Raw genomic sequence first — 26,158 nt, 5'->3', positions numbered from 1 at the left:
CCGCGCGCCGCCGGGGCTTTCCCGCCGGGGTGCCCCACCCGGGTGGTGCGGTCCCCCGGACGCATCTTCCATAGCCATGCCTCCCCCCGCCCCGGACCGTGGGAACGCCGGGCGGGGGCGGGGGCGGGGCTTCGAATGGGGTGGAACGGGGACGTGACGAACACGGACGGGTGAGATGGGCCACGTGGCCGGGCGTTCGTGGTCGTGAGGGCGTGACACGGGGGCTCGTCGCCGGGTTGGGCGTCGTATGAACAACCCGTACGACTTCGAGATCGAGCCGGAGGTGCGCACGTGGCTGGAGGGCCTGAGCGACCACGACTTCAAGAGGGTCGATGAAGTGGCGGGGATACTTGCCGCCCTCGGGCCGGAGTTGGGGGGTCCTTGGGCCGACCACCTCGAAGGGCCGGTCTGGGAGCTCCGGCTCAGGCTCCGAGACGTGGCGCCTCGGGTGACCTACTGGATCACCCCGGCGCGCACCATTGTGCTGCTGACGGTGTTCCGCAAGACCAGGCAACACGAGCAGGGGCAGATCGACCGTGCCGTGCGCGCCCAGAAAGTCTGCGAAAGCACGCATCATGAACCGGTGACCGCGACGTATGAGAGGAAGGCGTGATGGTCGGACAGCACAGTCGCTGGACTCCCTCGGATGCCGGGACGGACGATCCGGAACGGATCGCCATTCGAGAGGCCCTGGTTTTCGGCAAGGCTCTCTACGACCGTCGAACCGCGCTCGGGCTCAGCGTGGCCGATCTGGCCGAACGCACCGGCATGGAGGAGGACGACATCGAGTGCATCGAGGAGGGCGGGACAGCGCCGACGATCGAACTTCTCCGGAGCCTCGCGGCCGCTCTGGATGCTGATGTGCGTCTCACGCCCGGCCATGATCTCGACTCCCTCTGGTTCGAGGCGCACGCGGCCTGACCGGGGGCGTGCGGGTGCGGAGGCGGGGGGGTCTCCGCGCCTTCGCAAGGCCCGGGGTCCGGCCGCCTCCGTCCCGGGGCGGAGAAGCCCTGCTCCCCGGGACGCAGGTCCGGCGCGGCGCACCCCCGGGCCCGACCCGACCGCACCGGGCACAGGATGTCGGGTCGGAGCGGGTGCGCCGTTCCTACCGTGGTGACCCGCAAGGGAAGGAGTCCGGGGTGCTGGAGCGGCTGAACCAGGCCATGGAACACATCGAGGGCCGGCTCGACCGGCGGATCGAGGTGACCGAGCTGGCGCGGATCGCCATGACGTCGGAGTACCACTTCCGGCGGATGTTCTCCGCGCTGGCCGGGATGCCGCTGTCGGAGTACGTCCGGCGCAGGCGGCTGACGCTCGCGGGGGCCGAGGTGCTCACGGGGGAGCGGACGCTGCTGGAGATCGCCGTCCGGTACGGCTACTCCTCGGGGGAGGCGTTCGCGCGGGCGTTCCGGGCCATGCACGGCGTCGGTCCGGGCGAGGCCCGGCGGGTCGGTGCGGCACTGCGCTCGCAGCCCCGGATGTCCTTCCGCCTCGTGGTCGAAGGGAGCAGCAGCATGCGGTACCGGATCGTGGAGAAGGGGGAGTTCCGTGTGGTCGGCAAGAGGGCGAGGGTCCCCTTGGTGCACGAGGGGATGAATCCGGCCATCGCCGAGTTCATCCGGAGCATCGGCAAGGAGACGACGGGGCGCATCGCGGCCCTGTCCGACCAGCAGCCGGAAGGCATCGTCGGGGTGAGCGACAAGCTCGACGAGAGCCGGGCGGAGGGGACCGAACTCGACTACTACCACGGCGTGGTGACCGGTGCGGAGGTTCCCGACGACCTGGACGCGCTGGTGGTCCCGGCGGGGGCCTGGGCCGTGTTCGAGAACTCCGGCCCCTTCCCGCAGGCGCTCCAGTACCTGTGGCGGGACGTGTTCACCCAGTGGTTCCCGTCCAACCCGTACCGGAGCCGGCCCGGTCCCGAGATCCTGCGCACCAGGCTCTCGCCGGACGGTGCGCGGGCCGAGGCGGAACTCTGGATACCGGTGGAACCGGCCGCCTCCTGAGACCGGGACCGGGAGCCGGCGCCGTTCCCGGGGCCGGGCGCGACAGTTCGAGGATGGCCGGAAACCGCCCCTTGTGGGGCCCCCTCCAGTACGCAAACATGCGCATGTCAAAACCGAAGGAACTTCGGTTGCAGGGGCCAATCGGACCCTGCACATCCGCCTGGAGGGGACCCCCACATGAAAAAGCCTCTCGTCGGTGCGCTGTTCGCCGTTCTGCTCCTCGGAGCGGGTGTCGCCCCGGCGACCGCGGCCACCGCCCATGGAACGACGTCGCCCGGCACGGTCAAGGAGAAGGCCGTGCCCAAGGCGGTCAACTTCGCCGGAACCGTGGCGCTGAGCAACTGTTCCGGCTCCGTCGTCCGCACGCCCGACTCCCAGCCCGGTGACCCCGCGCTCGTGCTCTCCAACGGGCACTGCATGGAGACGGGATTCCCCGGGCCGGGCGAGGTCGTGGTCGACCAGCCGTCCACCCGGAGCTTCACCCTGCTGAACGCCTCGGGCAGCGGCGTCGGCACCCTGCGCGCGAGCAAGATCTCGTACGGGACGATGACCGACACCGACATATCGGTGTACCAGCTCACCCGCACCTACGCCCAGATCGAGAGCACCTACGGCATCAAGGCGCTGGAGCTCAACGCCGCGCACCCGGTCCAGGGCACCGCGATCACGGTCGTGTCCGGCTACTGGAAGCGCACGTACGCCTGCAACGTCGACGGCTTCGTCTACCGCCTCAAGGAGGGGGCGTGGACCTGGAAGGACTCGGTCCGCTACACCTCCGCCTGCCAGACCATCGGCGGCACGTCCGGCTCCCCGGTGATCGACAACGCGACCGGCAAGGTCGTCGCCGTCAACAACACCGGCAACGAGGACGGCCTGGAGTGCGCGGACAACAACCCGTGCGAGGTCGACGAGAGCGGCAATGTGACGGTGCGCGAGGGCATCAACTACGCCCAGCAGACCTATGGTCTCGTGCCGTGCATCGGTGCCGGCAACAAGTTCGACCTCGACCGGCCGGGATGCGAACTGCCCAAGCCGTGAACGGACGAACGTCCGGGCGTGACCGCCCGCACGTGAAGGTCCGTGGGTGAACGTACGTGTGTGACCGCCGCGATGCCCGACGGGGTGTCGCGGCGGTCGCGTTTCCGCCGCGCGCGCCCACGTCCCCACGCACCCGCGCATTCGCGTGCCCGTGCGGCCTGAGTGCGCCCCGCCCCGCCGTGCTCAGTGCGCCCCGGCGCGGCGGACCGCCGCCTCGATCCCGTCCAGCAGCACGTCGAGCCCCGCCTCGAACGTCCTTCGCGCCTCGCGCTCCAGGTACGGCACATCCGCCGGGGACGGGTCCGGGGGCTGCGGGGCGGAGGCGTGCTCCATCGCGCTCAGGCTCGGGTAGCGCTCCGCGAAGTCGGGCGCCACCTCGCCCAGCAGCGCCGAGCGGGCGAACCACCACTCCTCGTCCGGCTCGCCCGTCGCCGCCGCGGCCTGCCGCGCCTCGGCGGCCGTCCCGGCACAGCCCCGGACGAAGTGGGACAGCGTCCCGACCAGGCGCCGCAGCACGGCCGCGTCGAGCCCGGTCCGGTTCAACAGGCCCACCAGGGTGTCCAGTGCCGCGTACTCGTGCGGGCCGAGGACCGGGCGGGCCTGGGAGACCCGGAGCACCCAGGGGTGGCGCAACTGGAACGCGAGGGTGTCCCGTGCCCAGTCGGTGAGCCCCGCGCGCCAGTTGCCGGTGTCCGGGTAGTGGGCGGGCAGTTCGGCGTGGACGGCGTCGTACATCAGGTCCAGCAGTTCGTCCTTGCCGGGGACGTGGGTGTAGAGCGCCATCGCCGTACGGCCCAGCCGCTCGCCCACCGCCCGCATCGAGAGCGCGGCCATGCCCTTCTCGTCCGCGACGGCGACGGCGGCGGCCACGATCGCGTCGACGCTCAGCGCGGGCCGGGGGCCGGGGCGCCGGTCCCGTTCCTCCGGCCGGTCCGCACGCCACAGCAGGGACATCGACCGGCGGGCGTCGCCCTGCCCGGCAAAGACCACCACTTGCGACTCCTTACGCCGTAAAGTAACTTCCCCCGGGTAATTCCTTACGCTGTAAAGTATCAGCCGGAGAGGGTGGGATCCGCGATGGGGCAGGCGTTGGCGGTGTCGTACGTACGAGTCGTGGGCGTGGAGCGGGTCACCCCGCGCACGGCGCGCGTCGCCTTCGCCGGGGACGCGCTGGCCGGGCTCATGGAGGACCGGCCGGACCAGCAGATGAAGCTCTGCTTCCCGCGGGAAGGGCAGGACGTCCCCCGGCTGCCGGAGCCGGACGCCGACGACACGTACGGCATGCGCTGGTACGAGGCGTACCTGGCGATCCCGGAGCCCGAGCGTCCGCTGATGCGGAGCTTCACCGTCCGCGGGTACGACCCCGGCTCCGGCCTGATGACGGTCGACTTCGTGCTCCACGGCGAGGAGGGACCGGCCGCCCGCTGGGGCCGGCGAGCCCGCCCCGGCGACGTGCTCGGCATGGTCGGCCCGTCGTCCGCGTACGCCCGTCCGCTGCCCGCCGCCGACTGGCTGCTGCTGGCCGGGGACGAGACGGCGCTGCCCGCGATCGGGACGATCCTGGAGGCCCTGCCGGCGGGGGCGCGGGCGCTGGTCCGGGTCGAGGTGGCCGACGCGGCGGAGGAGGTGCCGCTCGACTCGCCCGGCGACGTGACCGTCCGGTGGGTGCACCGGGACCGGGGCGGGTCGCTGCCGGACGCGGTGCGGGACACCCCGCTGCCCGCCGGGGCCGGGGCCGCGTGGCTGGCCGGTGAGGCGTCGGCGGTGCGGGCCCTGCGCCGCCACCTGGTCGAGGAGCGCGGCATGGACCGCGGGGCCGTGGAGTTCAGCGGCTACTGGCGCCGCAGCCTCACCCAGGACGATGCCCCGACCGAGGAGGACCTGGCCTGGGCGGGGGAGCGGGCGGCGGAGTAGACGAGGGGGAGGGGGCTCACGGGGCGTTCCGGGTGCGCCCCGCCCCCCGTACGGCCCGGCCCGCGAGGACCTGGGTGCGGCGGCCGTCCTCGATGACGAACCGGCCGTCGATCAGTACGTGCGGGATCCCGACCGGCAGGGTGCGCGGCTCCTCGAAGGTCGAGCCCGCCGCCACCGTCGCCGGGTCGAGGAGCACCAGGTCGGCCCGGTAGCCCTCGCGGACGTACCCGCGGTCGGTCAGCCGCAGCCGCCTCGCCGGGCGCGAGGTGAGGTGGGCGACGCACTCCTCCAGGGTGAGGATGCCCAACTCCCTGACGTACCGCCCGAGGTACTGGGGGAACGTGCCGTAGGCGCGCGGGTGCGGCTTGTCGCCCTGGAGGATGCCGTCGCTGCCGCCGGTGTGCACCCGGTGGCGCATGATCTGCCGCACGTTCTCCTCGTGGCCCACGTGCTGGAGGATCGTCGAGCCGAGCCGGTCCTCGACGAGCAGCCTGCGGGCGGTCGCCCAGGGCGCCTCGCCGCGGGCCCTCGCCGAGTCCGCCACCGTACGGCCCACGTACTCGCCCAGATGGGGCGCGCCGACGCCCGAGATCTCGATGGTGTCCCACTCGATTGGCACCCCGTGGCAGCCGTCCGAGCCCACCACCTCCAGGTGGTGTCGGACGCGCTCGGCCGTCGCGTCGTCCGCGAGGCGGGCGAGCACCGCGTCCGGCCCGCCCTCGCCCGCCCAGCTCGGCAGCATCGCGACGAGGGTCGTGCAGCCGGGGGTGTACGGGTAGGTGTCGAGGGAGATGTCCGCGCCCGCGTCGAGGGCGTCGTCGAGCAGGGCGAGCAGTTCGGGCGCCCGGCCCTCGTTCACTCCGAAGTTCATGGTGGCGTGGGCGAGGTGGAGGGCGCAGCCCGCGTTCCGGGTGAGCCGCACCATTTCCTCGTACGCTTCGAGCGCGCCCGCCCCGTACGAGCGGTGGTGCGGGCAGTAGTAGCCGCCGTACTCGGCCACCACCCGGCACAGTTCGGTGAGTTCGGCGTCGTCCGCGTACATGCCGGGGGTGTACGTGAGCCCGGAGGACATGCCGACCGCGCCCTCCGCCATGCCCCGGGCGACGAGTTCCCTCATCCGGGCCAGTTCGGCGCCGGTGGCGGGGCGGTCCTCCCAGCCCATCGCGTACATCCGGACCGTGCCCTGCGGAATCAGGTAGGCGGCGTTGACCGCGATGCCGCGGCCGTCGGGGCCGCGGTCCAGCCGGTCGAGGTACTCGCCGACCGTGCGCCAATCGAAGTCGATGTCGTCGCCGTCGCCGTTCCAGCCGGCGATGGAGCGCCGGACCTCGGCGAGCGTCCGGTCGTCGACCGGCGCGTACGACAGCCCGTCCTGGCCGAGGACTTCGAGGGTGACGCCCTGCGCGGCCTTCGCGCCGTGGTCCGGGTCGCGGAGCAGCGCGAGGTCGCTGTGCGCGTGCATGTCGACGAAGCCGGGGGAGAGCACGAGGCCGTCGGCGTCGAGGACGCGGCGGGCGGCGGGGCGCGGGCCGGGGGCGCCCTCGGGATGGATCACGGCGATCCGGCCGCCGGCGATGGCCACGTCGGCCCGGCGGCCGGGGCTGCCGGTGCCGTCGACGACGTGGGCGTTGCGGATGACGAGGTCCATGGAGCGGCTCCTGACGACTGGCGGAACCCGGTCCTTCCGACGTGCGGGGAGCGGGGGAATGCGGCCCCTCCGGCGACCGGGGGGCGGGGGGCCGGGGCGGGTCCTCGGCCCCGGCGGGGTCAGAAGAACGTGCGGATGAAGTCGACGACCGTCCCGTCCTCCGCGACCAGCGGAATCAGCTGCCACTTGTCGAAGCTCGTGCACGGGTGGGACAGCCCCATCCCCACCCAGTCGCCGACCTCCAGCTCCGCCCCCGGCCCCGTGCGCACCCAGGTGTGCTGGTCCGACAGTCCGCTGACCGTGATGCCGGTCGCGGGCCGTACCGTGCCGTCGCGGCCGGAGCGCACGACCTGTGCCTCGGGGAGGTCGAGGTCGTACGCCGCGTCCCGCTTGCCCGCGTTCAGGAACGCCTGCTCGGGGGAGGGGCGGGAGACCACCTGCGCCCACAGCCGGAAGGCGGGTTGCAGGGCTCCCTCCTCGGGGACGCGGTTGAACGGGGTGAGGTGGCGGTAGTGGCCGTCGTCGTGCGAGACGTACGCCCCCGAGCGCAGCAGCTTCAGCACCGGCGCGGAGAGCTTCGGGATCTGCGCGAACACGTCCGCCACCGCGTCGAACCAGGCGCTGCCGCCCGCGCTGATCACGATGTCCCCGCCGGCCGCCGTCACGTCCGCGAACCGCCCCGCCCGGTCGAGGTCGACGGCCAGCGCGACCAGCCGGTGCAGCCACTGGCGCACCCGCTCGCCGGACGCGGCCGGCACCTCGCCCTCGTAACCGGCCACGCCCACCAGCCGCAGCGTCCCGGTCGCGGCCACCGCGTCGGCGACCGCCGCGCACTCGGCCTCGGTGCGGGCGCCGGTGCGCGCGCCCTCGCCCGCGCCCAGCTCCACGACGACGTCGACGGGGCGGGAGGCGCCCGCCGCCCGCAGCGCCTCGTCCATCAGCTCGACGCCGCGCACCGAGTCGACGTAGCAGACGAAGCGGAACTCCGGGTCGGCGTCCAGCTCGCCGGCCAGCCAGCGCAGGGCGGCCGCGTCGACCAGTTCGTTGGCGAGGAAGATCCGCCCGATCCCGTACGCCCGGTAGACCCGTGCCTGGTGCGGCACCGCCGCGGTGATGCCCCAGGCGCCGCGCTCCAGCTGGCGGGCGAAGAGCTGCGGGGCCATGGAGGTCTTGCCGTGCGGGGCGAAGGCGAGCCCGTGGCGCTCCGCGTACGTCTCCAGGAGGGCGAGGTTGTGCTCGACCGACTCGGCGGACAGGGCGAGCACCGGGGTGGTGAAGCCGCCCGTGAAGAGGTCGCGCCGCTCGGCGGCGAGGGCGCCCACGGTCAGGCCCTCCGCGTCGGGCGGCAGCGCCTTGAAGCGGTGGTCGACCGGCTCGTCGGCGAGTCCGGCCACGTAACGGTCGGCGGCCAAGGGGGCCTCCTCGATCGAAGTAGTCGTTGCATCATGTGCAACACCCATTGCGTATATCGCTTAACGCTGTCTAACATCCGAGCCGACGCCGGGTCAATGGCGGACACCACCGCCGCGCCCCGGGCCACTGCCCACCGTGCCCCGAACCGAACCACCGAACCCGCGAGGAGCCCCCGAGTGTCCGGAACCCCGGCCAGGACCGCCGACGCCGTCACGGCCGCCGAAGTCGTGTGCCTCGGTGAGTCCATGGTGACGTTCCTGCCGTCGCAGCCCGGACGCCTCGCCGACGTGCCCTCCTTCGGCCGCGGCATCGGGGGCGCCGAGTCCAACGTCGCCTGTGCGCTGGCCGCCGCCGGGCACCGGGCGGCCTGGGTGAGCCGGGTCGGCGCGGACGGCTTCGGGGACCACCTCGTCGAGGCGATCGCCGGATACGGGGTGGACACCTCCGCCGTGCGGCGCGACCCGGCGCGGCCCACCGGGATCTACTTCCGCACGGCCACGGACCGGGCCGCCGACGTGCACGAGGTCGCCTACTACCGGGCCGGGTCCGCCGCCTCCGCGATGTCCCCGGACAACGTCCCGTACGAGGCGCTGCTCGCCGGCCGGGTCCTGCACCTGTCCGGCATCACCGCCGCGCTCTCCGCCGACTGCCTGGCCCTGCTGCGCGACCTGACCGCCCCCCGGCCCGGCCGCCCGCTCGTCTCCTTCGACGTCAACCACCGGCCGGGCCTGTGGCGGGACGGGGCGGAGCCGTCCGTCCTGCTCGACCTGGCGCGCGGCGCCGACCTCGTCTTCGTCGGCGAGGACGAGGCGGAGGAGGCATGGGGCGTGCGGGGGGCCGAGGCGATCCGCGCGGCCCTGCCGGAGCCGGAGGTACTGGTCGTGAAGCGGGGACCGGAGGGCGCCACCGTCTTCTCGCGCCCCCTCTCCTCCCGCACCGGGGGGACCGATTCCCCCGCCGGCTCCGAATCCGGCACCCGTAGCGACCACGGCTCCGATTCCCGTACCGACCACGGCTCCGGCGCCCGCACCGACGCCGTCACCGACGTCCCCGCGCTCCGGGTCGACGTCGTCGCCCCCGTCGGCGCCGGTGACGCCTTCGCCGCCGGGTTCCTCTCCGCCACCCTCCGCGGCCTGCCGGTGCGCGACCGGGTCCGGCACGGCCACCTCATGGCCGCCGCCGTCCTCACCGTCCCCGGCGACCTCACCGATCCGCCGGCCCGCGCGCACGCCGACGCCCTTGCCGCCCTGGACGACGGGGCCTGGGGGAGACTTCGTCTCGGCCCCGGCTGGACGGGGGAGGACCAGGAGGTACGTACGACATGAGTCAGACCGTCGACCGGGCGCTGAGCATCCTGCCGCTGCTCGCCCGGGGACCCGCCGACCTCGGGCAGGTCGCCGAGCGGCTCGACGTCCACAAGTCCACCGCGCTGCGCCTGCTCCGCACGCTCCACGAGCACGGACTCGTCTACCGCCAGCAGGACCAGCGCTACCGCCTCGGCGCCCGGCTCTTCGCCCTGGCGCAGGAGGCCGTCGAGAACCTCGATGTACGGGAGATCGCCCACCCCCACCTCGTCGAACTCAACGAGAACTGCGGTCACACCGTCCACCTCGCGGTGTACGAGGAGCAGGAGGTCCTCTACATCGACAAGGTCGAGAGCCGCTACCCGGTCCGGATGTACTCGCGGATCGGCAAGCCCGTCGCGATCACCGTCGCCGCCGTGGCGAAACTGCTGCTCGCCGACCTCACCGAGCCCGAGCGGCGCGCCGTCGCCGAGAAGCTCGACTACCCCATGTACACGTCCCGTTCGACCCCGAACGCCGGTGCCTTCCTCAAGGAGCTCGCCGTCGTCCGCGAACAGGGCTGGGCCACCGACCTCGGCGGCCACGAGGAGTCCATCAACTGCATCGGCGCCCCCATCCGGGGGGCGGACGGGCGGGTCGTCGCAGCGATGTCGGTCTCCGCGCCCAACGTCGTCGTCACGGCCGAGGAACTCCTCACCCTGCTCCCCCTGGTGCGGCGCACCGCCGAAACCGTCAGCCGGGAGTACTCCGGTACCGACAACCGACCCAAGAAAGTCTGAACAGCCATGACCGAGAAGATCGCCCTCACCCCGAGCACCCACACCACGCCCCCCGCGAAGTTCTCGCACGGGGTGAAGAAGGGGAACATCCTCCAGGTCGCCGGCCAGGTCGGCTTCCTGCCCGCCGTCGAGGGCCGGGCCCCGACCCCCGCCGGCCCGACCCTGCGCGAGCAGACCCTCCAGACCTTCGCCAACGTCAAGGCGATCCTGGAGGAGGGCGGCGCGAGCTGGGACGACGTGATGATGATGCGCGTCTACCTCACGGACGTGGACCACTTCGCCGAGATGAACGAGATCTACAACGCCTACTTCGCCGAGCAGAACCTGACGCAGCCCCCCGCCGCCCGCACCACGGTCTACGTCGGCCTCCCCAAGGGGCTGCTCATCGAGATCGACGCCCTCGCGGTCCTCGGCTGATCCGACCCATCGGGTCCCTCGGACCGGTCGGACCGGTCAGGTCGATCAGGTCCCTCCGACCGGTCCCCTTGCCGCCCTCGCCCCGCCTCCCCCTCGCGCACGGCACGGCGCTTCACCCCACGAAAGCGCCGTGCCGCGCCCCGCCGCACCCAAAAGCCGTCTCCGAACACGGAGTTGCCCATGTTGCTCGCCGCTTCCCCACAACCGGTCGAGACGCCACCCCACACCGGTGGTCTCCTCCTGCTCGTCGACGGCACCGCCGGCCTGCTGACCGTCGCCGCCCTCGGCATCGCGCTCCTCCTCTTCCTGATCATCAAGGTCAGGCTGCAGCCGTTCGTCGCGCTGCTGGCCGTCTCCATAGCCGTCGGCCTCGGCGCCGGCCTCTCCGTCACGGAACTCTTCGGCACGATCCAGAAGTCCGCCGCCGTCTCCGTCATCGAGTCCGGCATGGGCGGCATCCTCGGCCACGTCGCCATCATCATCGGCCTCGGCACGATGCTCGGCGCGATCCTGGAGGTCTCCGGCGGGGCCGAGGTGCTGAGCTCCCGCCTGCTGAACCTCTTCGGCGAGAAGCGGGCCCCGCTCGCCATGGGACTGACCGGCCTCATCTTCGGCATCCCGGTCTTCTTCGACGTCGGCATCTTCGTCCTCGCGCCGATCGTCTACGCCGCCGCCAAACGATCCGGCAAGTCGATCCTGCTCTACGCGATGCCGCTGCTGGCGGGCCTCTCCATGACCCACGCGTTCCTGCCGCCGCACCCCGGCCCGGTCGCCGCCGCCGGACTCTTCCAGGTCTCCCTCGGCTGGGTCATCCTGATGGGCGCCGTCGTCGGCATCCCGTCCGTCCTCGCCGCCTGGGGCTACGCCGCCTGGATCGGGAAGCGGATCTTCGTCGCGGTCCCGCAGGACATGGTCGAGGCCGCCGAGGAGGCGAAGGCCGCGGTCGCCGCCGAACAGCGGGCCGCCGGGGTCACCCCGCGCGAGGAACCGGTCGCGCTCACCACCGTGCTCACGATCATCGGCACCCCGCTGGTGCTGATCCTCGCCGCGACGTTCTCCTCCATCGCGCTGGACCCCTCCACCCCGCGCTCGGTCATCGAGTTCTTCGGCAACCCCTTCGTCGCCCTGACGATCGCGCTGCTGCTCGCCTACTACCTGCTCGGCATCCGGCGCGGCTGGTCCCGCAAGTCCCTGGAGTCGGTGTCCACCTCCTCCCTCAAGCCGGTCGGCAACATCCTGCTGGTCGTCGGTGCGGGCGGGGTCTTCGGCGCCGTCCTCAAGGGCAGCGGCATCGCGAACGCGCTCGCGGACACCTTCAACGACGTGGGCCTGCCCGTCATCCTGCTCGCCTGGCTGATCTCCGTGGTGCTGCGCGTCGCCCAGGGCTCGGCGACGGTCGCCATCGTCACCACCGCCGGCATCGTCGTCCCCCTGGTCGAGGGACAGGACCTCTCGCAGGCCCACCTGGCGCTGATCATCATGGCGATCTCGGCCGGCTCGATCTTCGCCTCGCACGTCAACGACGGCGGTTTCTGGATGGTGTCGAAGTACTTCGGCATCTCCGAACGCGACACCCTGAAGTCCTGGACGGTCCTGGAGACGGTCCTCTCGGTCGCGGGCTTCGCGGTGGCGGCACTGCTGAGCCTGGTGATCTAGTGCCGCGTCGAGTCGGGCCGGGGCGTGCCGAGTCGGGCCGGTCGGCGTTCCCGGTCCGGCCAGCAGGCTTTCCCTCCTCCGGCCTCAGGCCCGGCCGACGCAGATGATGTTCTTGTTGTCGTCCACCTTCCAGTACCAGTAGCGCTGCCCGCCGTTCGTCGGGCAGATCTGGCCGCGGTACGACTTGGGCGCCCGGTAGTAGCCGGTGATCTGTGCGATCGACTGGCCCGCGACGGGCACCTTGTCGGCGTTGCAGCTCCAGACCACCAGCAGGTCGGCGTTGCCGTTGCCGTCGAGGTCGGCGGGGAAGCACTGGCCCTTGCGGAACTGACGGGTCAGGCACAGGGTCGTGTTCATGTCGTCGTTCGCGGCGTGGTACCACTTGCCGCGGCCGTTCCCCGACGGGCAGGGGTCGGGGGTGCCACCGGTCGAGTAGGCGCGGGTGACGTAGACGTACGCGTTGGCGGAGTCGCAGTCGACCGGGACGGGCACGGCGGAGTTCCAGCTCCCGTGCCCGTCGGCGTAGGCGTTGAGGCATTGACCGCTGCGTATGAACCGGAACGCCCGGTCCGTGGCGTCGGCGGTCGGGGTGGGCGTCGGCGTCGGTGTCCAGCTCCGGTTCGCGGTGGAGCCGTAGGTGCTGCCGGTGGCCGAGGTGCTGGTGGTGTCCGTTTCCCAGGGCCGCCAGAAGAAAAGGAGGACGAGGGCGGCGAGCGGGATGAACATCCAGTTGTCGCCGGAGGACTTCTTCGTCGCCGGTGCGGGGGTCGGCGCGGGCGCGGGTTTGGGCTCGGGCCCGGGGCGGGCCGATCCCGAGTCCGAGTCCGGGGCGGACGACATGGCGCGGGCACGCCGCGCGTTCCGCTCCTTCTCTGCCTTCTCCTTCTCCGCTTTCGCTTTCTCGGCCTTCTCCTTCGCGGCGCGCTCCCGTTGCCGTTCCGCCGTGTACATCCGGGTGGGGTCCGGCGGCGGCACCACGCTCGTGCGCTGGTCCACCGTCAGGCCGTCCGGGTCGATCCGGTTCGCGCGGGCCAACTCCCGGCCCTGGGCCGCGTACTCCTCGATCAGTGCCGTCCAGCGCGGCGGCAGCCAGCGGTTCCCGCCGCGCGTGGTGGGCATCCCGGCCTGGTCCTCGCGGAACCGGGCGAGGAGTTCGGCCGGTGCGGGGCGTTCGGCGGGGTCGGCGGCCAGGCAGGGGCGGATGGTCGGTACGAGTTCCTTGGGCAGTCCGTCCAGGTCGAGTTCGCCGCGCTGGACGCGGGCGAGCAGGCGCAGGGTGTCGCCGTCCGCGGCGTAGGGCGGGCGTCCGGCGGCGAGCAGGAACAGCGTCGCGCCCAGCGAGTACACGTCCGAGGCCGCCGTCGACGCCTCGCCGCGGGCCTGCTCGGGCGAGGTGAAGGCGATCGTGCCCAGCGTCAGGCTGGTACGGGTGAGGTCGTCGGCGTGCGAGATGCCGAAGTCGATGACCCGGGGTCCGTCGATCGGGAGCAGGACGTTCTGCGGTTTGACGTCGCGGTGGACGATGCCCTCGCGGTGCAGGGTGACCAGCGCCTCCGCCGTGCCCGCCGCCGCCCACCGCACCGCCGAGGCGGGCAGTACTCCGCAGGTGCGGGTGAGTTCGGCGAGGGAGGGGGCGGGGATGTAGTCGATGGCCATCCAGGGCCGTTCGGCGTCGGGATCGGCTTCCCGCACGCGCGCGGTGTATGTGCTGTTTATTCGCTGGGCGAGTTTCACCTCGCGGGCGAAGCGCCGCCGGTCGACATCGCTGACCTGCCCCTCGGCCAGCAGTGTCTTCACCGCGACGAGTCCCCGGCCGGCGTGTCCGTCGTCGCGGGCCAGATAGATCCGTCCCATGCCGCCGGACGCCAGCCGCCCGATCAGCCGATACGGTCCGAGAGCCGTCGGATCGTCCCCGCTCAGTGCCTGAACCCGCGTCCCGGCCATGGTCATTCCCCCCGTCGCACCACCGCGCCCCCACCACGGTGGCACGCAACTCCTCGCGGAACCACGGTCCGGGCTGTCCGGGACAGCGGGCGGACGGTCCGGGACAGCCCGGGCCGCCCGGGCGGGTCCTGCCACGGGGTTTCGGCGCGTGCCCTGTTGAGGCCCGGTCGGCGGTCGGGTGCATCAACTCCTGTGCCGAGGGGCGGAGTTCTATTTGACTTCGCGGAGCCGGTGGTACAGTCGGAAGCGGTAAGGCCACTGAAGTCACACATGCTCAGTTGTAGTCATACGTGCTCAGTTGAATTCGTGCGTACTTAAATGCACGCGAACCTGATCGTCTCATCGAGGCGTCAGGACCGTCCAAAACCGATGAGCCCGGGGTGCGAGGCACCCGAGACGCGCAGGTGAATCGGCTTGGATGGCGCGATTTATACACATACTTTTACTTATATATTTTTGAGCCTTGCCGCACGGCGCCCCTGAGAGGGGCGCACCCCCGAGAACATCCGCGTACCGCGTCGGCGCAGGTGTCTCGACCCGAACCCATCCGGTTTGGATCGAGCCCCTGCGTGCCCGGTTCAAACCCGTTCCCGAAAGGTTTGAACCGTGAACGACGCCACCATCATTGCCGTTCTCGCCGTCGCCGGGGTGCTCTCGATCGTCCTGTTCAGCCTGAAAGGGCTGCTCGACCAGATCCCGGACGTTCTCGACGCGGCGGGACGAACCCGCGAGGCGTGGCTGCGCCTGAGGAGGGCCGAGCCACCGCTCCGGGCGGGGGACGAGGAGCAGCCTCCGGGGCAGCCGGTGCAGCGGGGCCGACGGGACCAGGACCAGGAGCCGCCCGTCACCGCGTAGCCCTCTCCGGCCCCGGCGCTGCGCAAGGGCCGCACACCACCCCCTCCGGCCTTTCCGGGCAGGGCTCCGCCCGGAAAGGCCGGGAACCGGGCCGGGTCAGGCCGCCGAGGCGCAGACGATGCTCCGGCCCCTGTTCACCTGCCAGTACCAGAACCGCTCCCCGCGCCCCGCCGGGCACGTCCACTTGGTGCCCGGCGAGGGCGAGCGGTAGTACCCGGTGACCCGGAGGATCGACTGGCCGGCCCGGGGGACGGTCGACGAGTTGCAGGCCAGTACCACCGTCAGGTCGGCGTTGACGGCTCCCTGGACCTGGGCGGGGAAGCACTGGCCGACCTGGAACACCCGGTCCAGACAGAGCGTCCGCTCGACCCCGTCCGCACCCGACTTGTGCCACCAGGTGAAGCCCTGCCCCTGGTCGCAGCCGCTGGACTCGCCGGGCCCGGAGGTGACCCGGTTGACGTGCATGTAGGCGTTCCAGGACCGGCAGTTCACCCGGACCGGGCGCTTGGCGCTCATGTTGCCGTGCCCGTCGTTGTACACGTTGAGGCAGTCACCGGCGCGTACCGCGCGAAAGGCCCGGTCGGTGGCGTCCGGAGCGGGGGTGGGCGTCGGCGTGGGTGTCGGCGTCGGCGTGGGGGTCTCCGACGGTTCGTCGCCGGTGTCGCCGTCCTCGCTGTTCGAGTCGTCCGTGGAATTCGTGGTCCCGCCGTCGGAGTGGGGGTCGAGGCCGCTGCCGGAGGTGAGGGTGCCGGACGTGGTGGTGTCGGAGGCGGACCCGCCGCCGTCCGTCCCCGTCGAGTTCCAGGGCTGCCAGAACAGGAGCCCGACGAGGACGACCGGAACGATCAGCCACTTCCAGCCCCCGGAACCGTTCGTGGACCCGGCCGGTCGGGACGGCGACGGCGAACGGGTGGCCGGGCTCGGCGCGGCGGCGGCACGGCGCGCCCGAACGGCCGCGCCCCGCTCCCGCTCGGCCCGTGCCTCCTGTTCCGCACGCGCCGCCCGCTCGGCCCGCGCGGCCCGTTCCGCGCGTGCCGCCCGTTCGGCCCGCACCGCCCGCGCGGCTTCCTGGCGGGCGGCCTCGGCGCGCTCCCGTTCCGCGCGTGCTTCCCGTTCGGCCCGTGCCGCCCGCTCGGCCCGCGCCTCCCGTTCGGCCCGCTGTTCCTCCCGCTGCCGGGCCTCCCGGCGCGCGGCCTCGGCACGTTCGCGCTCCGCCCGTTCCTGCTCGGCCTGTTCGGCCCGCTGCCGCTCCGCCAACTCCGCGAGCGCCGCGAGCTCCTGGCGGGTGCGGGCGTTCTCGCGGCGGGCGCGGTCGCGGGCGGCGCGGGCCCTGCGCGCCTCCGTGTAGATCAGCGTCGGGCGCGGCGGCGGCACCACGGCCGTGCGGTCACCGGCGGCCGGAGCCGTCGGGCCCGCAGGACGCGCGGGGCGCGTGTTCGCGAGTTCCTCGCCCCGGGTCGCGTACTCCTCGATCAGTGTGGTCCAGCGGGGTGGCAGCCAGCGGGTGCCGCTGCGGGTGGTGGGCAGGCCGGTCTGGTCCTTGCGGAACCGGGCGAGCAGTTGGGCGGGTGTGGGGCGTTCGGTGGGGTCGGTGGCGAGACAGGGGTGGATGGTCGGTGCGAGTTCTTTGGGCAGTCCGTCGAGGTGGAGTTCGCCGCGTTGGACGCGGGCGAGCAGGCGCAGGGTGTCGCCGTCCGCGGGGTAGGGCGGGCGTCCGGTGGCGAGCAGGAACAGCGTCGCGCCCAGTGAGTACACGTCGGAGGCGGTGGTCGATGGTTCGCCGCGGGCTTGTTCGGGTGAGGTGAAGGCGATGGTGCCGAGGGTGAGGCCGGTGAGCGTGAGGTCGCTGGCGTGGGAGATGCCGAAGTCGATGACGCGGGGGCCGTCGAGGGGGAGCAGGACGTTTTGTGGTTTGACGTCGCGGTGGACGATGCCCTCGTGGTGGAGGGTGGTCAGGGCCTCGGCCGTTCCGGCGGCGATCCATCGCACTGCCGAGGCGGGCAGTACTCCGCAGGTGCGGGTGAGTTCGGCGAGGGAGGGGGCGGGGATGTAGTCGATGGCCATCCAGGGGCGTTCGGCGTCGGGGTCGGCTTCCCGCACGCGCGCGGTGTATGTGCTGTTTATTCGCTGGGCGAGTTTCACCTCGCGGGCGAAGCGCCGCCGGTCGACATCGCTGACCTGGCCCTCGGCCAGCAGTGTCTTCACCGCGACGAGTCCCCGGCCGGCGTGTCCGTCGTCGCGGGCCAGATAGATCCGTCCCATGCCGCCGGACGCCAGCCGCCCGATCAGCCGATACGGCCCGAGAAACACCGGGTCGTCCGTGTCCAGAGCCCGCACCCGTGCCGCGGCCATGTCATTCCCCCCGTCGCACCGCCATCGCGCCCCTCAACGGTGCCACGAGCGTGCCCGAACGGCCATGGAACGCGGGAGGTACCCGGCACTCCGTTGCCGGTCCGCGACCTGCCCGGGGCCGGCCGCGGAGGGCGCCGGACCCGCGACACGCAGCAGCGCCGCCGGGGGAGCGGCGGCGCTGCTGGTCATGGACGGGGCCGGTCCGTGGCTACGGCAGGCCGTGGACGTGCGGGCCCACCGCGTTCGACCAGGCGTTGCCCGACTTGGCGTCCCAGGCGGTCGACCAGGTCATCGCACCGCGGATGGCCGGGTACGTCTTCGAGGGCTTGAAGGAACCGCAGTTGGTGCCGGAGGCCAGGCAGTCCAGGGCCGCGTTCACCACCGACGGGGCGACGTATCCGCCACCCGCGGCGCTCGGCGAGGCGGGCACGCCGAGACCGACCTGCGACGGGGCGAGGCCGCCCTCCAGCTGGATGCAGGCCAGCGCGGTGAGGAAGTCCACCGAGCCCTGCGAGTAGACCTTGCCGTCGCAGCCGAGCATCGCGCCGCTGTTGTAGTACTGCATGTTGACGACGGTCAGGATGTCCTTGATGTTGAGCGCCGTCTTGAAGTACTCGCCCGCGGTCGACTGCATGTCGATGGTCTGCGGGGCCATGGTGATGACGAGGCCGGAGCCCACCTTCTGCGACAGGGAGCGCAGCGCCTTCGTCATGTACGTGGAGTTGAGGCCGTTCTCCAGGTCGATGTCGACGCCGTTGAAGCCGTACTCCTGGATCAGCGAGTGGAGCGAGTTGGCGAAGTTGGCCGCCGAGGCGTCGCTGTTGACGGAGACGGTGCCCTTCTCGCCGCCGACCGAGATGATGACGTTCTTCCCGGCCGCCTGCTTCGCCTTGATGTCGGCCTTGAACTGGTCGACGGTGTAGCCGTTCAGGCCGGCGGTGTCCAGGTTGAAGGTGACGGCGCCCGGGGTGTTCGTGGCGTCGGCGAAGGAGACCGCGATGATGTCGTAGTTCGCGGGCACGTCGCTGAGCTTCTGCACCGTCGCGCCGTTGTTGAAGTTCTGCCAGTAGCCGGTCACCGCGTGCTTGGGCACCGAGGGGCCGGGGCCGGGCTCGCCGCCGCCCTCCTTGGCGGTGCGGGCGCTGACGGAGGCGGACTTGGCGGACTCGCCGGCCGCGTTGGTGGCGGTCACCGAGAACTGGTACTCGGTGTCGGCGGTCAGCCCCGTGACCGTCGCCGAGGTGCCGGTGGCCGTGGTCGCCTTCGTACCGTTGCGGTAGACGGTGTAGTTGCTCGCGCCGGGCACCGCGTTCCAGGACAGGGCGACGGAGGTGGACGTGGTCGTGCCGACGCCGAGACCGGCGGGAGGCGCGGGGATCTCGGGATCGGGGTCGGTGCTGCCACCGCCGTCGGGGCCGCTGACGGACACGTCGTCCACCAGATAGGCGGCCTGGCCGTACCAGCCGTGCGTGTAGACGTCGACCGAGGTGGTGTTCGGGCCGGTTTTGAAGCTGGTGGTGAGCCGGGTCCAGCTGCCGGAGCCGGGGGACCAGGTGGACACGTCGGTGGTTCCGGTGCCGCTCGCGCCGAGGTACGCGTAACCGCCCTGGACCCAGGAGCTGAGCGTGTACGTCGAGTCGGGCTTCACGGACACGGTCTGGGTGCACCGGGCGGTGCCCTGGCCGGTCGGGGTGGCCTGGAGCGCGGAGGTGCCGCCGTGCACCGGGGAGGAGACGGTGGTGGCGGTGCCGCCGGTGCAGGACCAGTTGGCGAGCCCGGACTCGAAGCCCGCGTTCCTGGCGACGTTGACGTCGGCGGCCTCGGCGCTGCCCGCCATGCCCGTGGCGGTCAGCGCACCGGCCGCGAGGACGGCCGTCGCGACGCCGACGAGCGGGCGGCGGTAACGCCTGCGGGTTCTGCGTCCGTTGACGGGGGAAGGTTCCACTTGCTGCCTCCGTGGGGAGTCGGGGATGCCTGCCGGGGTGCCTGGGGATGGGCCGACGGGGTGGACCGGCGGCACTTCGGAACGGCCGGGAGGTGACGGGCAGATGAAGGGGAGACGGAGTAGAGGAACGGTGGCCACCGCTGGCCGACAAAGCTGGTCCAGACCAATCGAGTTGTCAAGACCTCTGGCGGCGAGGGGGTGTGGCGGGCGGGTCTGTTCGGCCCTCCGGAACAGTCCCTCCGGAGGTCCGTGAATACCCCCGGAGGTGTCCCTGAGTGGCCCGTTCCCAGCTGTGGATTGACGTTTTGTTGCAGCCTCGCAACCTCATGCGGGTGAAGTGCCGGGGGTGTCCGGACAGTGACGAACCACCCCTCATCGGAGGGGGTAGTGAATCACCCTTCACCGCTCTGACGTGCGGCGATGAATTTCCGAGTCGGGTAACCGGAAGGTGTCTCGGTAACCCTCCGCAGTTGTACAGAAGTTGACGATTTTCGATTTGATCCGATTTAGCACCGCGGCGTTACGTGGGCGCCTCGTACACGTTGTCGGACTGGCCTCCGAAAAGTGTTCTCTGCCAGGTAAGACGTGGATAAAGTGCTGAGGCAGAACCGCGGAGCAGGAGCGATTGCGGCCGACGTCATGACCGGCGTCGGCCGGAGCCGAAACGGGGAACAGCGTGCCGACCGCAATAGCAGTGACCAGTGCTGACCTGGTACTACCTCCGACCGATCAGCAGACGCCGACAGCCGCCCTGCTGCAGGCTCCGGATGCCCAGGCCCTGGAGATGGCCATCGGTGACATGCACGTGCTGCTCGAACAGCACGGCTATGTCGTCGCCGTCTACCCGACCGGCATCTCGTCCGCCCATGAACGTCGGCTCTACTCCGTCCGCGCGGTCCTGGAGAGCGATCGCATCGCCCTGGTGAAGGTGGACCTGCCGCCGCTGGGCGTGGCCGTGCTCGTCCGGCAGCTGCGCCAGCTGTCCATCTGCGACTTCAGCCCGGGAGTGGTCGCCTCCGCCGCCCGGCTGCTGACGCACTACATCCACGCGGGCGCCCTGCTGCACTCGGTCGCCAAGTTCGACCGGGTCCCGGTCGACCTCAGGACGCACGCCCAGTCCTGGGTGCCCGGCTCCCAGTTCGCCGTGGTCGCGGCCCCCGAGCCGCAGCTCGTCAAGGTCGGTCCGAAGACGGAACCCCCGACCGGCCCCGAATTCGCCACTCATCTGATGACCGCCAAGGGGCAGTCGCAGTCCGAGTGGGTGAAGGAGACCCTCGCGCCCGCGTGGAAGGTCCAGTCCGTCCACGAGGCCACGCTCCCCTCCGCTTCCTCCGCCTGGTGGGGAACCGGAAAACTGGTGGAATTCGCCGCCTACCTGCCAGACCTCTCCGTCCTGTACCAGCTGGTCTCCTCCGTACGCCGGGAGAACTGCCACTGGTGCGGGATGGAACTCATCGGTGATCGCTGCGGGTTCTGCTCCTCCCCGCTTCCCGCGGCCGAGAACCGAACGCACCCAGCCGGTGTCCTCAGCCATGGAGCGCTCGCACCACCGCAGTCCTAGCGCTTCCGCTTTCCTCCGTAGACGCCTTTCCGTCCGCTGCCCCCAGCATCCGAATCGAACGAGGTTGTCCGGCCCATGAACTCCCGTCAGCGCCGTGGCGTGATACTCCTGCTTTTGTCGGTTCTGTGCGCCTTCGGCGCCTTTGCCGGCGTGCTCTCGGTCATCAGCGATGTCAACTCCAAGGTCGGGCCGGAGGTCTCGGCCTACCAGCTGAAGTCCGACGTGGCCCCCTACACCGCTCTGTCCGCCGGGCAGTTCGAGAAGATCTCGATGCCCAAGCGCTGGCTGTCCACCAACGCGGTGACCGACCTCTCCGAGGTCAACGGCAAGATCGCCGTCACCCAGCTGCGCAAGGGCTCGCTGCTCCAGTCCGACATGATGCAGCGGCGCCCCGAACTGCAGCCCGGGGAGCAGGAGATCGCCATCATGATCGACGCCGCGACCGGTGTCGCGGGCAAGATCACCCCCGGCGCCACCGTCAACATCTACGCCACCTTCGCCGGTGAGCGCGACGGCGACCCCTCCCAGTCGAAGGTCATCGTCTCCAACGCCAAGGTGCTGGACGTCGGCAAGCTGACCGCCCTGGAGCCCCGCACCGACGGCAGCAAGACCAACATGGGCACCGAGGCCGTCCCGATCACCTTCGCGCTCAACACCCTCGACACCCAGCGCATCGCCTACGCCGAGTCCTTCGCCGAGCACGTACGCCTCGCGCTCCTGGCCTCCGGCAGCGACAGCACCATCCGTCCGGGCGACCGCACCTACACGCTCGACAAGGACAAGTGAGGATCGAATGACCACGAGGATCCTCCCGGCCGTCGGTGACGTCGACGCGGCCAGATCCGTCAGCACCCTGCTCAGCCAGCTCCCCGAAGCGGAGCCGGCCGCCCCGGTCAGTGACTCGACGCAGCTCATCGACACCCTCGCCCGGCTCGCCGGCGAATCGCTCGACGATCTGCCCGAGGTCGTCCTGGTCCACGAGCGGATCGGGCCGGTGCCGGCACTGGAACTGATCCGGGAGGTCTCCCTCCGCTTCCCCGCCATCGGTGTCGTGCTGATCACCGCCGATGTCACCCCCGGTCTGTTCTCGTCCGCGATGGAGTCGGGCGCACGAGGCGTCGTCACCCTCCCCCTCAGTTACGAAGAACTGGCCAACAGGGTTCAATCCGCGGCCCAATGGTCCGTCGGGGTGCGCCGCCACCTGTCCACCGGCAACGACGTCTTCACCGGACCCGGCGGTACGGTCGTCACCGTCAGCGGCGCCAAGGGCGGGGTGGGCGCCACCATCACCGCCGTGCAGCTGGCCCTGGCGGCCCAGGCGTCCGGGCGCACCGTCGCCCTGGTCGACATGGACCTCCAGGCCGGTGACATCGGCTCGTACCTCGACGTGCAGTTCCGGCGTTCCATCGTCGACCTGTCGACGATCACCGACATCTCGCCGCGCGTCCTGGCCGACGCCGTGTTCAGCCACGACACCGGCCTGTCGCTGCTGCTCGCCCCCAGCGAGGGGGAGAGCGCCGAGGAGGTCAGCGACCGCTCGGCCCGGCAGATCGTCAGCGCCCTGCGCTCGCGCAACGAGGTCGTGGTGATCGACTGCGGTAGCCAGCTGAACGGCGCCAACGCGGCGGCCATCGAGATGGCGGACACCTCGCTGCTGGTCACCACCCCCGACGTGATCGCGGTGCGCGGCGCCAAGCGGGTCGTACGGATGTGGGACCGGCTCCAGATCCGCAAGGCGGAGGAGACGGTCACCCTCGTCAACCGCTTCATCCGCAACACCGAGATCCAGCCGCAGCTGATCGAGAAGATCACCGGCACCAGGACGGCCGACACGGCCGTCCCCGCGAACTTCAAGGAACTCCAGAGCGTGGTCGACGCGGGTCGACTGCACGAGCTCGATTCCAAGAGCACGGTCAAACAGGCCCTCTGGGCCCTTGCGGGAGAGCTGGGCATCGTCAAGGTTCCTGAGAAGGCGGAAAAGAACGGCGCGAAGAGCAACGCGAAGTTCAAGAACGACCGGGGCTCGATCGGGCGCCGGCGCGACAGCGACTCCCGGAACCGGGCGACGACCTAGGGGGCAAGTTGACCAATGGCAATCACCGAGACGAGAGACACGGAGATACGGGGAAGGCAGCACGGTGACCCTTCCCCGGCACGGGGTCCGGAACGAGATACCGCGAGGGGACCGGTACGCGGTGGCCTGTCGGGCCGCGGGCGCGACCGGGGACAGACCGCGATCGAGTTCCTGGGCGTCACACCGCTGATCATCCTGTTGATGATCGCGCTCTGGCAGTGCGCGCTGATCGGCTACACGTTCTCCCTGGCGGGCAACTCCGCGGACAAGGCCGCGCACGCGGGAGCGATCGCGCAGAGCATGCGCGGTCAGGCGTGCCGGGAGGCGGCCAAGGAGAACCTGCCGGACGCCTGGGAGGACGAGATGAAGAACCCCAGGTGCCGCACCTCCGGCGGCATGTACAAGGCCGAGGTCAAGCTCCAGGTGCCCGTCCTGGTGCCCGGCGTACTCAACTGGCCGTTCGAGGTCAAGGGCAACGGCGCATTCCCGGTGGAGGCGGACCGACGATGAGCAAGCACACTCCTGACTCCGGCGCCAAGGCCACCCGCCGCGACCGCGGCCAGGTCGCCATCGAGTACCTGGGCTTCATTCCCCTGATGCTCCTGTGCGGCCTCCTCGCGATCCAGGCGGGCCTCGCCGCGTACGCCGCCAACCAGGCGGGCACGGGGGCCCGCGCGGCGGCGCGTTCGGCCAGCATGTCGCTCGGCGGCGGCTGCGACGTCGAGGCGGGCAAGGACGCGATGAGCGGCTGGACCGCCAAGCGGGCCCGCATCCGCACGAGTGGCTCCGGCCAAGAGATCACCTGCACGACCCGCGTCAAGGTGCCCGACATCCTTCCGGGCGTCAACATCTGGGGCACCGCCGAGCGCAGCTCCACGATGCCCCGCACCTGACGGCCGCGGCACGCCGCTCCACGATCTCTCCAGCGGCTCAACAAGCAAGACGGAACGAGGAGTTACGCAATGAGCCTGCGGGCACGCATGAGCGCCCCCGAGAAGAACGGCGGGGCGCGGGAGGACAGCCACATGGTGGCCGTCTACCGCGCCAAGCTGCTCGAAGAGATCGACCTGGCGGAGATGTCCTCGCTCGCCGCCGCGGACCGGCGGGCCCGGCTGGAGCGCGTGCTCAGCCACATCATCAGCCGTGAGGGGCCGGTTCTCTCGACGGTCGAGCGCACCCAGCTGATCCGCCGGGTCGTGGACGAGGCCCTCGGCCTCGGCATCCTGGAACCGCTCCTGGAGGACGCGTCCATCACCGAGATCATGGTGAACGGGCCGGACCAGATCTTCGTGGAGCGCAGCGGCAAGGTCGAGCAGCTGCCCATGCGTTTCAGCTCGCACGAGCAGCTCATGCAGACCATCGAACGCATCGTGTCGACGGTCAACCGCCGTGTGGACGAGCAGAACCCCATGGTCGACGCGCGACTGCCCAGTGGTGAGCGTGTCAACGTGATCATCCCGCCGCTGTCGCTGACCGGTGCCACGCTCACCATCCGACGGTTCCCCAGGGCCTTCACGCTCCAGGAAATGATCAACGTCGGCTCGCTCGACGACCAGATGCTGATCCTGCTGGCCGGGTTCGTCCAGGCGAAGCTGAACGTCATCGTGTCCGGGGCCACCGGTACCGGGAAGACGACGCTCCTCAACGCGCTCTCCGGGCTCATCCCCAACAGCGAGCGCATCGTCACCATCGAGGACTCCGCCGAGCTCCAGCTCCAGCAGAGCCACGTCATCCGGCTGGAGTCCCGGCCGGCGAACGTCGAGGGCAAGGGCCAGATCACCATCCGTGACCTGGTCCGCAACTCCCTGCGTATGCGTCCCGACCGCATCGTCGTCGGTGAGGTCCGTGGCGGCGAGTCGCTCGACATGCTCCAGGCGATGTCGACCGGTCACGACGGCTCGCTCGCCACGGTCCACGCCAACAACGCCGAGGACGCGCTCATGCGTCTGCAGACCCTCGCCTCGATGTCCGAGATCAAGATCCCCTTCGAGGCGCTGCACGACCAGATCAACAGCGCCGTCGACGTGATCGTCCAGCTCACCCGGCACGCCGACGGTTCCCGAAAGATCACCGAGATCGCCGTCCTCGACTCCCACGGGCGTGATCCCTACCGCATCGTGACCGTCGCCAAGTTCGACGCCCAGCCGATGGACGCCGAGGGACGGATCAACGGCGAGTTCAACTACCTCCCCATCCCGCGCAGGATCGCCGAACGCCTCTACATGGCCAGCCAGCCCATCCCGCAGGCCTTCGGAGTCGCCGAATCCGCCGATCAGCTCGCCACCCGAGAGGCCAACTAGGTAACGCGCCATGACGAATCTTCCTCTTCTCACCATCGGTGTGACGCTGCTGGCCGGCGTCACGGGCGTGATGGGCCTGCACGCCTACAGCGGCGGCAAGGCCGACCGCGACGCCCTGGTGGACCGGCTCTCGCACACGGGACACATCCCGGAGGGCGGGCGGCGGCGCCGCTTCCGGGGCTTCGACGCCAAGCTGCGCAAGATCGGTCTGGGCCGGAAGCTCGAACTCAAGCTGGCCGCCACCGGCCTGGAGCTCACCCCGGGCGAGTTCTTCGTCTACGCGCTCGCCGCCCTGGCCGGGCTCTGGATGATCGCCTCGTCGCTCCTCGCCAGCTTCTTCGGCCCGGTCGCCGCCCTGATCGGTCTCTGGGGCACCAACGCCTTCCTGAACTGGCAGCGGACCAAGCGCACCGAGCGCTTCATCAACCAGCTCCCCGAACTCGCCCGCATCCTCGCCAACGCCACCCAGGCCGGCCTGGCCCTGCGCACCTCGATCGGCATGGCGGCGGACGAGATGGAGAACCCGGCCGGTGAGGAGCTGGCCCGGGTCTCCCGGCGCCTCGCCGTCGGCGAGTCCCTCGACGACGCGCTGAGCGAGCTGACCGACCGGCTGCCCTCCCGCGAACTCGTCGTCCTCGTCACCACCCTCGTGCTGTCCAACCGGGCCGGTGGTACGGTCGTCAGCTCGCTGCGCAACCTCACCGAGACGCTGGAGGAGCGCAAGGAGACCCGCCGAGAGGTCAAGACCCAGCTCTCCCAGGTCACCGTCACCGCCTACGCCGTACCGATGTTCGGCCTGGGGACCATGCTCCTGATGGACGCGGTCATGCCCGGCGCGCTCGACCGGATGACCGGCGCCTTCATCGGCCAGACCGCGGTGGTCATCTCCATCGTCCTGTACGCGATCGGATTCATCGTGATCCGCCGCATGTCCAAGATCGACGTCTGATGG

The 26,158-nt window shown here is 71.1% G+C and carries 23 protein-coding genes; 17 read left to right on the top strand and 6 right to left on the bottom strand.

Translation table 11 applies throughout. From position 1 onward, the window contains the following. Nucleotides 1–247: 247 nt before the first annotated feature. The 4 genes from ACFYW1_RS25220 to ACFYW1_RS25205 all read left to right on the top strand — a co-directional run bounded on the left by ACFYW1_RS25220 (nt 248) and on the right by ACFYW1_RS25205 (nt 3,044). On the top strand, nt 248–613 hold the full coding sequence (locus tag ACFYW1_RS25220; RefSeq protein ID WP_388997399.1) for a type II toxin-antitoxin system RelE/ParE family toxin: 366 nt from the start codon (nt 248–250) through the stop codon (nt 611–613). Continuing rightward, on the top strand, nt 613–921 hold the full coding sequence (locus ACFYW1_RS25215; RefSeq protein ID WP_388997396.1) for a helix-turn-helix domain-containing protein: 309 nt from the start codon (nt 613–615) through the stop codon (nt 919–921). The genes ACFYW1_RS25220 and ACFYW1_RS25215 overlap by 1 nt, the downstream gene beginning before the upstream one ends. Nucleotides 922–1,139: 218 nt before the next feature. Continuing rightward, nucleotides 1,140–2,006, top strand: coding sequence for a GyrI-like domain-containing protein (locus tag ACFYW1_RS25210; RefSeq protein WP_388997393.1), 867 nt, complete (start codon nt 1,140–1,142; stop codon nt 2,004–2,006). A 177-nt stretch (nt 2,007–2,183) separates the two neighbouring features. Beyond that, nucleotides 2,184–3,044 carry a serine protease gene (locus ACFYW1_RS25205; RefSeq protein ID WP_388997390.1) on the top strand — a complete coding sequence of 287 codons (861 nt, stop codon included), beginning with the start codon at nt 2,184–2,186 and terminating at the stop codon, nt 3,042–3,044. Nucleotides 3,045–3,227: 183 nt separating this feature from the next. On the opposite strand, the gene ACFYW1_RS25200 is transcribed toward ACFYW1_RS25205, so the two are convergent. Beyond that, entirely contained in the window at nt 3,228–4,037 is an 810-nt protein-coding gene (locus ACFYW1_RS25200; RefSeq protein ID WP_388997387.1) for a TetR/AcrR family transcriptional regulator, read from the bottom strand. Between the two features lie 84 nt (nt 4,038–4,121). On the opposite strand from ACFYW1_RS25200, the gene ACFYW1_RS25195 reads away from it, so the two are divergent. Further along, a complete protein-coding gene (locus ACFYW1_RS25195; protein ID WP_388997384.1) occupies nt 4,122–4,958 on the top strand; it encodes a siderophore-interacting protein in 837 nt (278 codons plus the stop codon). 16 nt (nt 4,959–4,974) lie between these two features. Here the strand turns inward: ACFYW1_RS25195 and ACFYW1_RS25190 are convergent, their stop codons facing one another. Further along, nucleotides 4,975–6,606 (bottom strand): amidohydrolase family protein, encoded by a 1,632-nt coding sequence (locus tag ACFYW1_RS25190; protein WP_388997381.1) that lies wholly within the window; start codon nt 6,604–6,606, stop codon nt 4,975–4,977. 119 nt (nt 6,607–6,725) lie between these two features. Beyond that, nucleotides 6,726–8,066, bottom strand: a complete 1,341-nt coding sequence (locus ACFYW1_RS25185; RefSeq protein ID WP_388997378.1) for an alanine racemase — start codon at nt 8,064–8,066, stop codon at nt 6,726–6,728. A gap of 129 nt (nt 8,067–8,195) precedes the next feature. Between ACFYW1_RS25185 and ACFYW1_RS25180 the strand changes: the two genes are divergently transcribed. From ACFYW1_RS25180 to ACFYW1_RS25165, 4 genes are all read left to right on the top strand, one after another. Then, complete coding sequence (locus ACFYW1_RS25180; RefSeq protein ID WP_388997375.1) at nt 8,196–9,344, top strand: sugar kinase; 1,149 nt, start codon at nt 8,196–8,198, stop codon at nt 9,342–9,344. Further along, nucleotides 9,341–10,102 carry an IclR family transcriptional regulator gene (locus ACFYW1_RS25175; protein WP_388997372.1) on the top strand — a complete coding sequence of 254 codons (762 nt, stop codon included), beginning with the start codon at nt 9,341–9,343 and terminating at the stop codon, nt 10,100–10,102. Before ACFYW1_RS25180 ends, ACFYW1_RS25175 begins: the two co-directional genes overlap by 4 nt. Before the next feature lie 6 nt (nt 10,103–10,108). Next, nucleotides 10,109–10,519: a RidA family protein gene (locus ACFYW1_RS25170; RefSeq protein WP_148838926.1), complete on the top strand. Its 411-nt coding sequence runs from the start codon at nt 10,109–10,111 to the stop codon at nt 10,517–10,519. 180 nt (nt 10,520–10,699) lie between these two features. Continuing rightward, nucleotides 10,700–12,175, top strand: coding sequence for a GntP family permease (locus ACFYW1_RS25165; RefSeq protein WP_388997368.1), 1,476 nt, complete (start codon nt 10,700–10,702; stop codon nt 12,173–12,175). Nucleotides 12,176–12,259: 84 nt separating this feature from the next. Here ACFYW1_RS25165 and ACFYW1_RS25160 read toward each other — a convergent pair whose 3' ends face one another. Then, a complete protein-coding gene (locus ACFYW1_RS25160) occupies nt 12,260–14,119 on the bottom strand; it encodes a serine/threonine-protein kinase (protein ID WP_388997365.1) in 1,860 nt (619 codons plus the stop codon). Nucleotides 14,120–14,725: 606 nt separating this feature from the next. On the opposite strand from ACFYW1_RS25160, the gene ACFYW1_RS25155 reads away from it, so the two are divergent. Continuing rightward, nucleotides 14,726–14,974, top strand: coding sequence for a hypothetical protein (locus ACFYW1_RS25155; RefSeq protein WP_388997362.1), 249 nt, complete (start codon nt 14,726–14,728; stop codon nt 14,972–14,974). A gap of 96 nt (nt 14,975–15,070) precedes the next feature. Here ACFYW1_RS25155 and ACFYW1_RS25150 read toward each other — a convergent pair whose 3' ends face one another. Continuing rightward, nucleotides 15,071–17,326, bottom strand: coding sequence for a serine/threonine-protein kinase (locus ACFYW1_RS25150; protein ID WP_388997359.1), 2,256 nt, complete (start codon nt 17,324–17,326; stop codon nt 15,071–15,073). A gap of 208 nt (nt 17,327–17,534) precedes the next feature. Beyond that, the gene (locus ACFYW1_RS25145) at nt 17,535–19,271 is read right to left on the bottom strand and encodes a chitinase (protein WP_388997356.1); all 1,737 of its coding nucleotides are present in this window, start codon (nt 19,269–19,271) and stop codon (nt 17,535–17,537) included. Nucleotides 19,272–19,965: 694 nt separating this feature from the next. On the opposite strand from ACFYW1_RS25145, the gene ACFYW1_RS25140 reads away from it, so the two are divergent. The 7 genes from ACFYW1_RS25140 (at nt 19,966) to ACFYW1_RS25110 (ending at nt 26,155) form a co-directional block, all read left to right on the top strand. Then, nucleotides 19,966–20,832, top strand: a complete 867-nt coding sequence (locus ACFYW1_RS25140) for a hypothetical protein (protein WP_388997353.1) — start codon at nt 19,966–19,968, stop codon at nt 20,830–20,832. A 75-nt stretch (nt 20,833–20,907) separates the two neighbouring features. Then, the gene (cpaB, locus tag ACFYW1_RS25135; protein WP_388997350.1) at nt 20,908–21,618 is read left to right on the top strand and encodes a Flp pilus assembly protein CpaB; all 711 of its coding nucleotides are present in this window, start codon (nt 20,908–20,910) and stop codon (nt 21,616–21,618) included. Between the two features lie 7 nt (nt 21,619–21,625). Beyond that, nucleotides 21,626–22,906 carry a CpaE family protein gene (locus tag ACFYW1_RS25130; protein ID WP_388997347.1) on the top strand — a complete coding sequence of 427 codons (1,281 nt, stop codon included), beginning with the start codon at nt 21,626–21,628 and terminating at the stop codon, nt 22,904–22,906. A 126-nt stretch (nt 22,907–23,032) separates the two neighbouring features. Then, entirely contained in the window at nt 23,033–23,416 is a 384-nt protein-coding gene (locus ACFYW1_RS25125; protein ID WP_388997574.1) for a TadE family protein, read from the top strand. Further along, the gene (locus tag ACFYW1_RS25120; RefSeq protein WP_388997344.1) at nt 23,413–23,799 is read left to right on the top strand and encodes a TadE/TadG family type IV pilus assembly protein; all 387 of its coding nucleotides are present in this window, start codon (nt 23,413–23,415) and stop codon (nt 23,797–23,799) included. The genes ACFYW1_RS25125 and ACFYW1_RS25120 overlap by 4 nt, the downstream gene beginning before the upstream one ends. Nucleotides 23,800–23,868: 69 nt before the next feature. After that, entirely contained in the window at nt 23,869–25,206 is a 1,338-nt protein-coding gene (locus ACFYW1_RS25115) for a CpaF family protein (RefSeq protein ID WP_388997341.1), read from the top strand. A gap of 10 nt (nt 25,207–25,216) precedes the next feature. Then, the gene (locus tag ACFYW1_RS25110) at nt 25,217–26,155 is read left to right on the top strand and encodes a type II secretion system F family protein (RefSeq protein WP_388997338.1); all 939 of its coding nucleotides are present in this window, start codon (nt 25,217–25,219) and stop codon (nt 26,153–26,155) included. Nucleotides 26,156–26,158 lie beyond the last annotated feature (3 nt).

The organism is Streptomyces sp. NPDC002669 (genome assembly GCF_042889165.1).
In the GTDB taxonomy this organism is placed as follows: Bacteria; Actinomycetota; Actinomycetes; order Streptomycetales; family Streptomycetaceae; genus Streptomyces.
The sequence above is the reverse complement of the archived record's forward strand: the minus strand, read 5'-3'. Positions and strand labels throughout refer to the sequence as shown.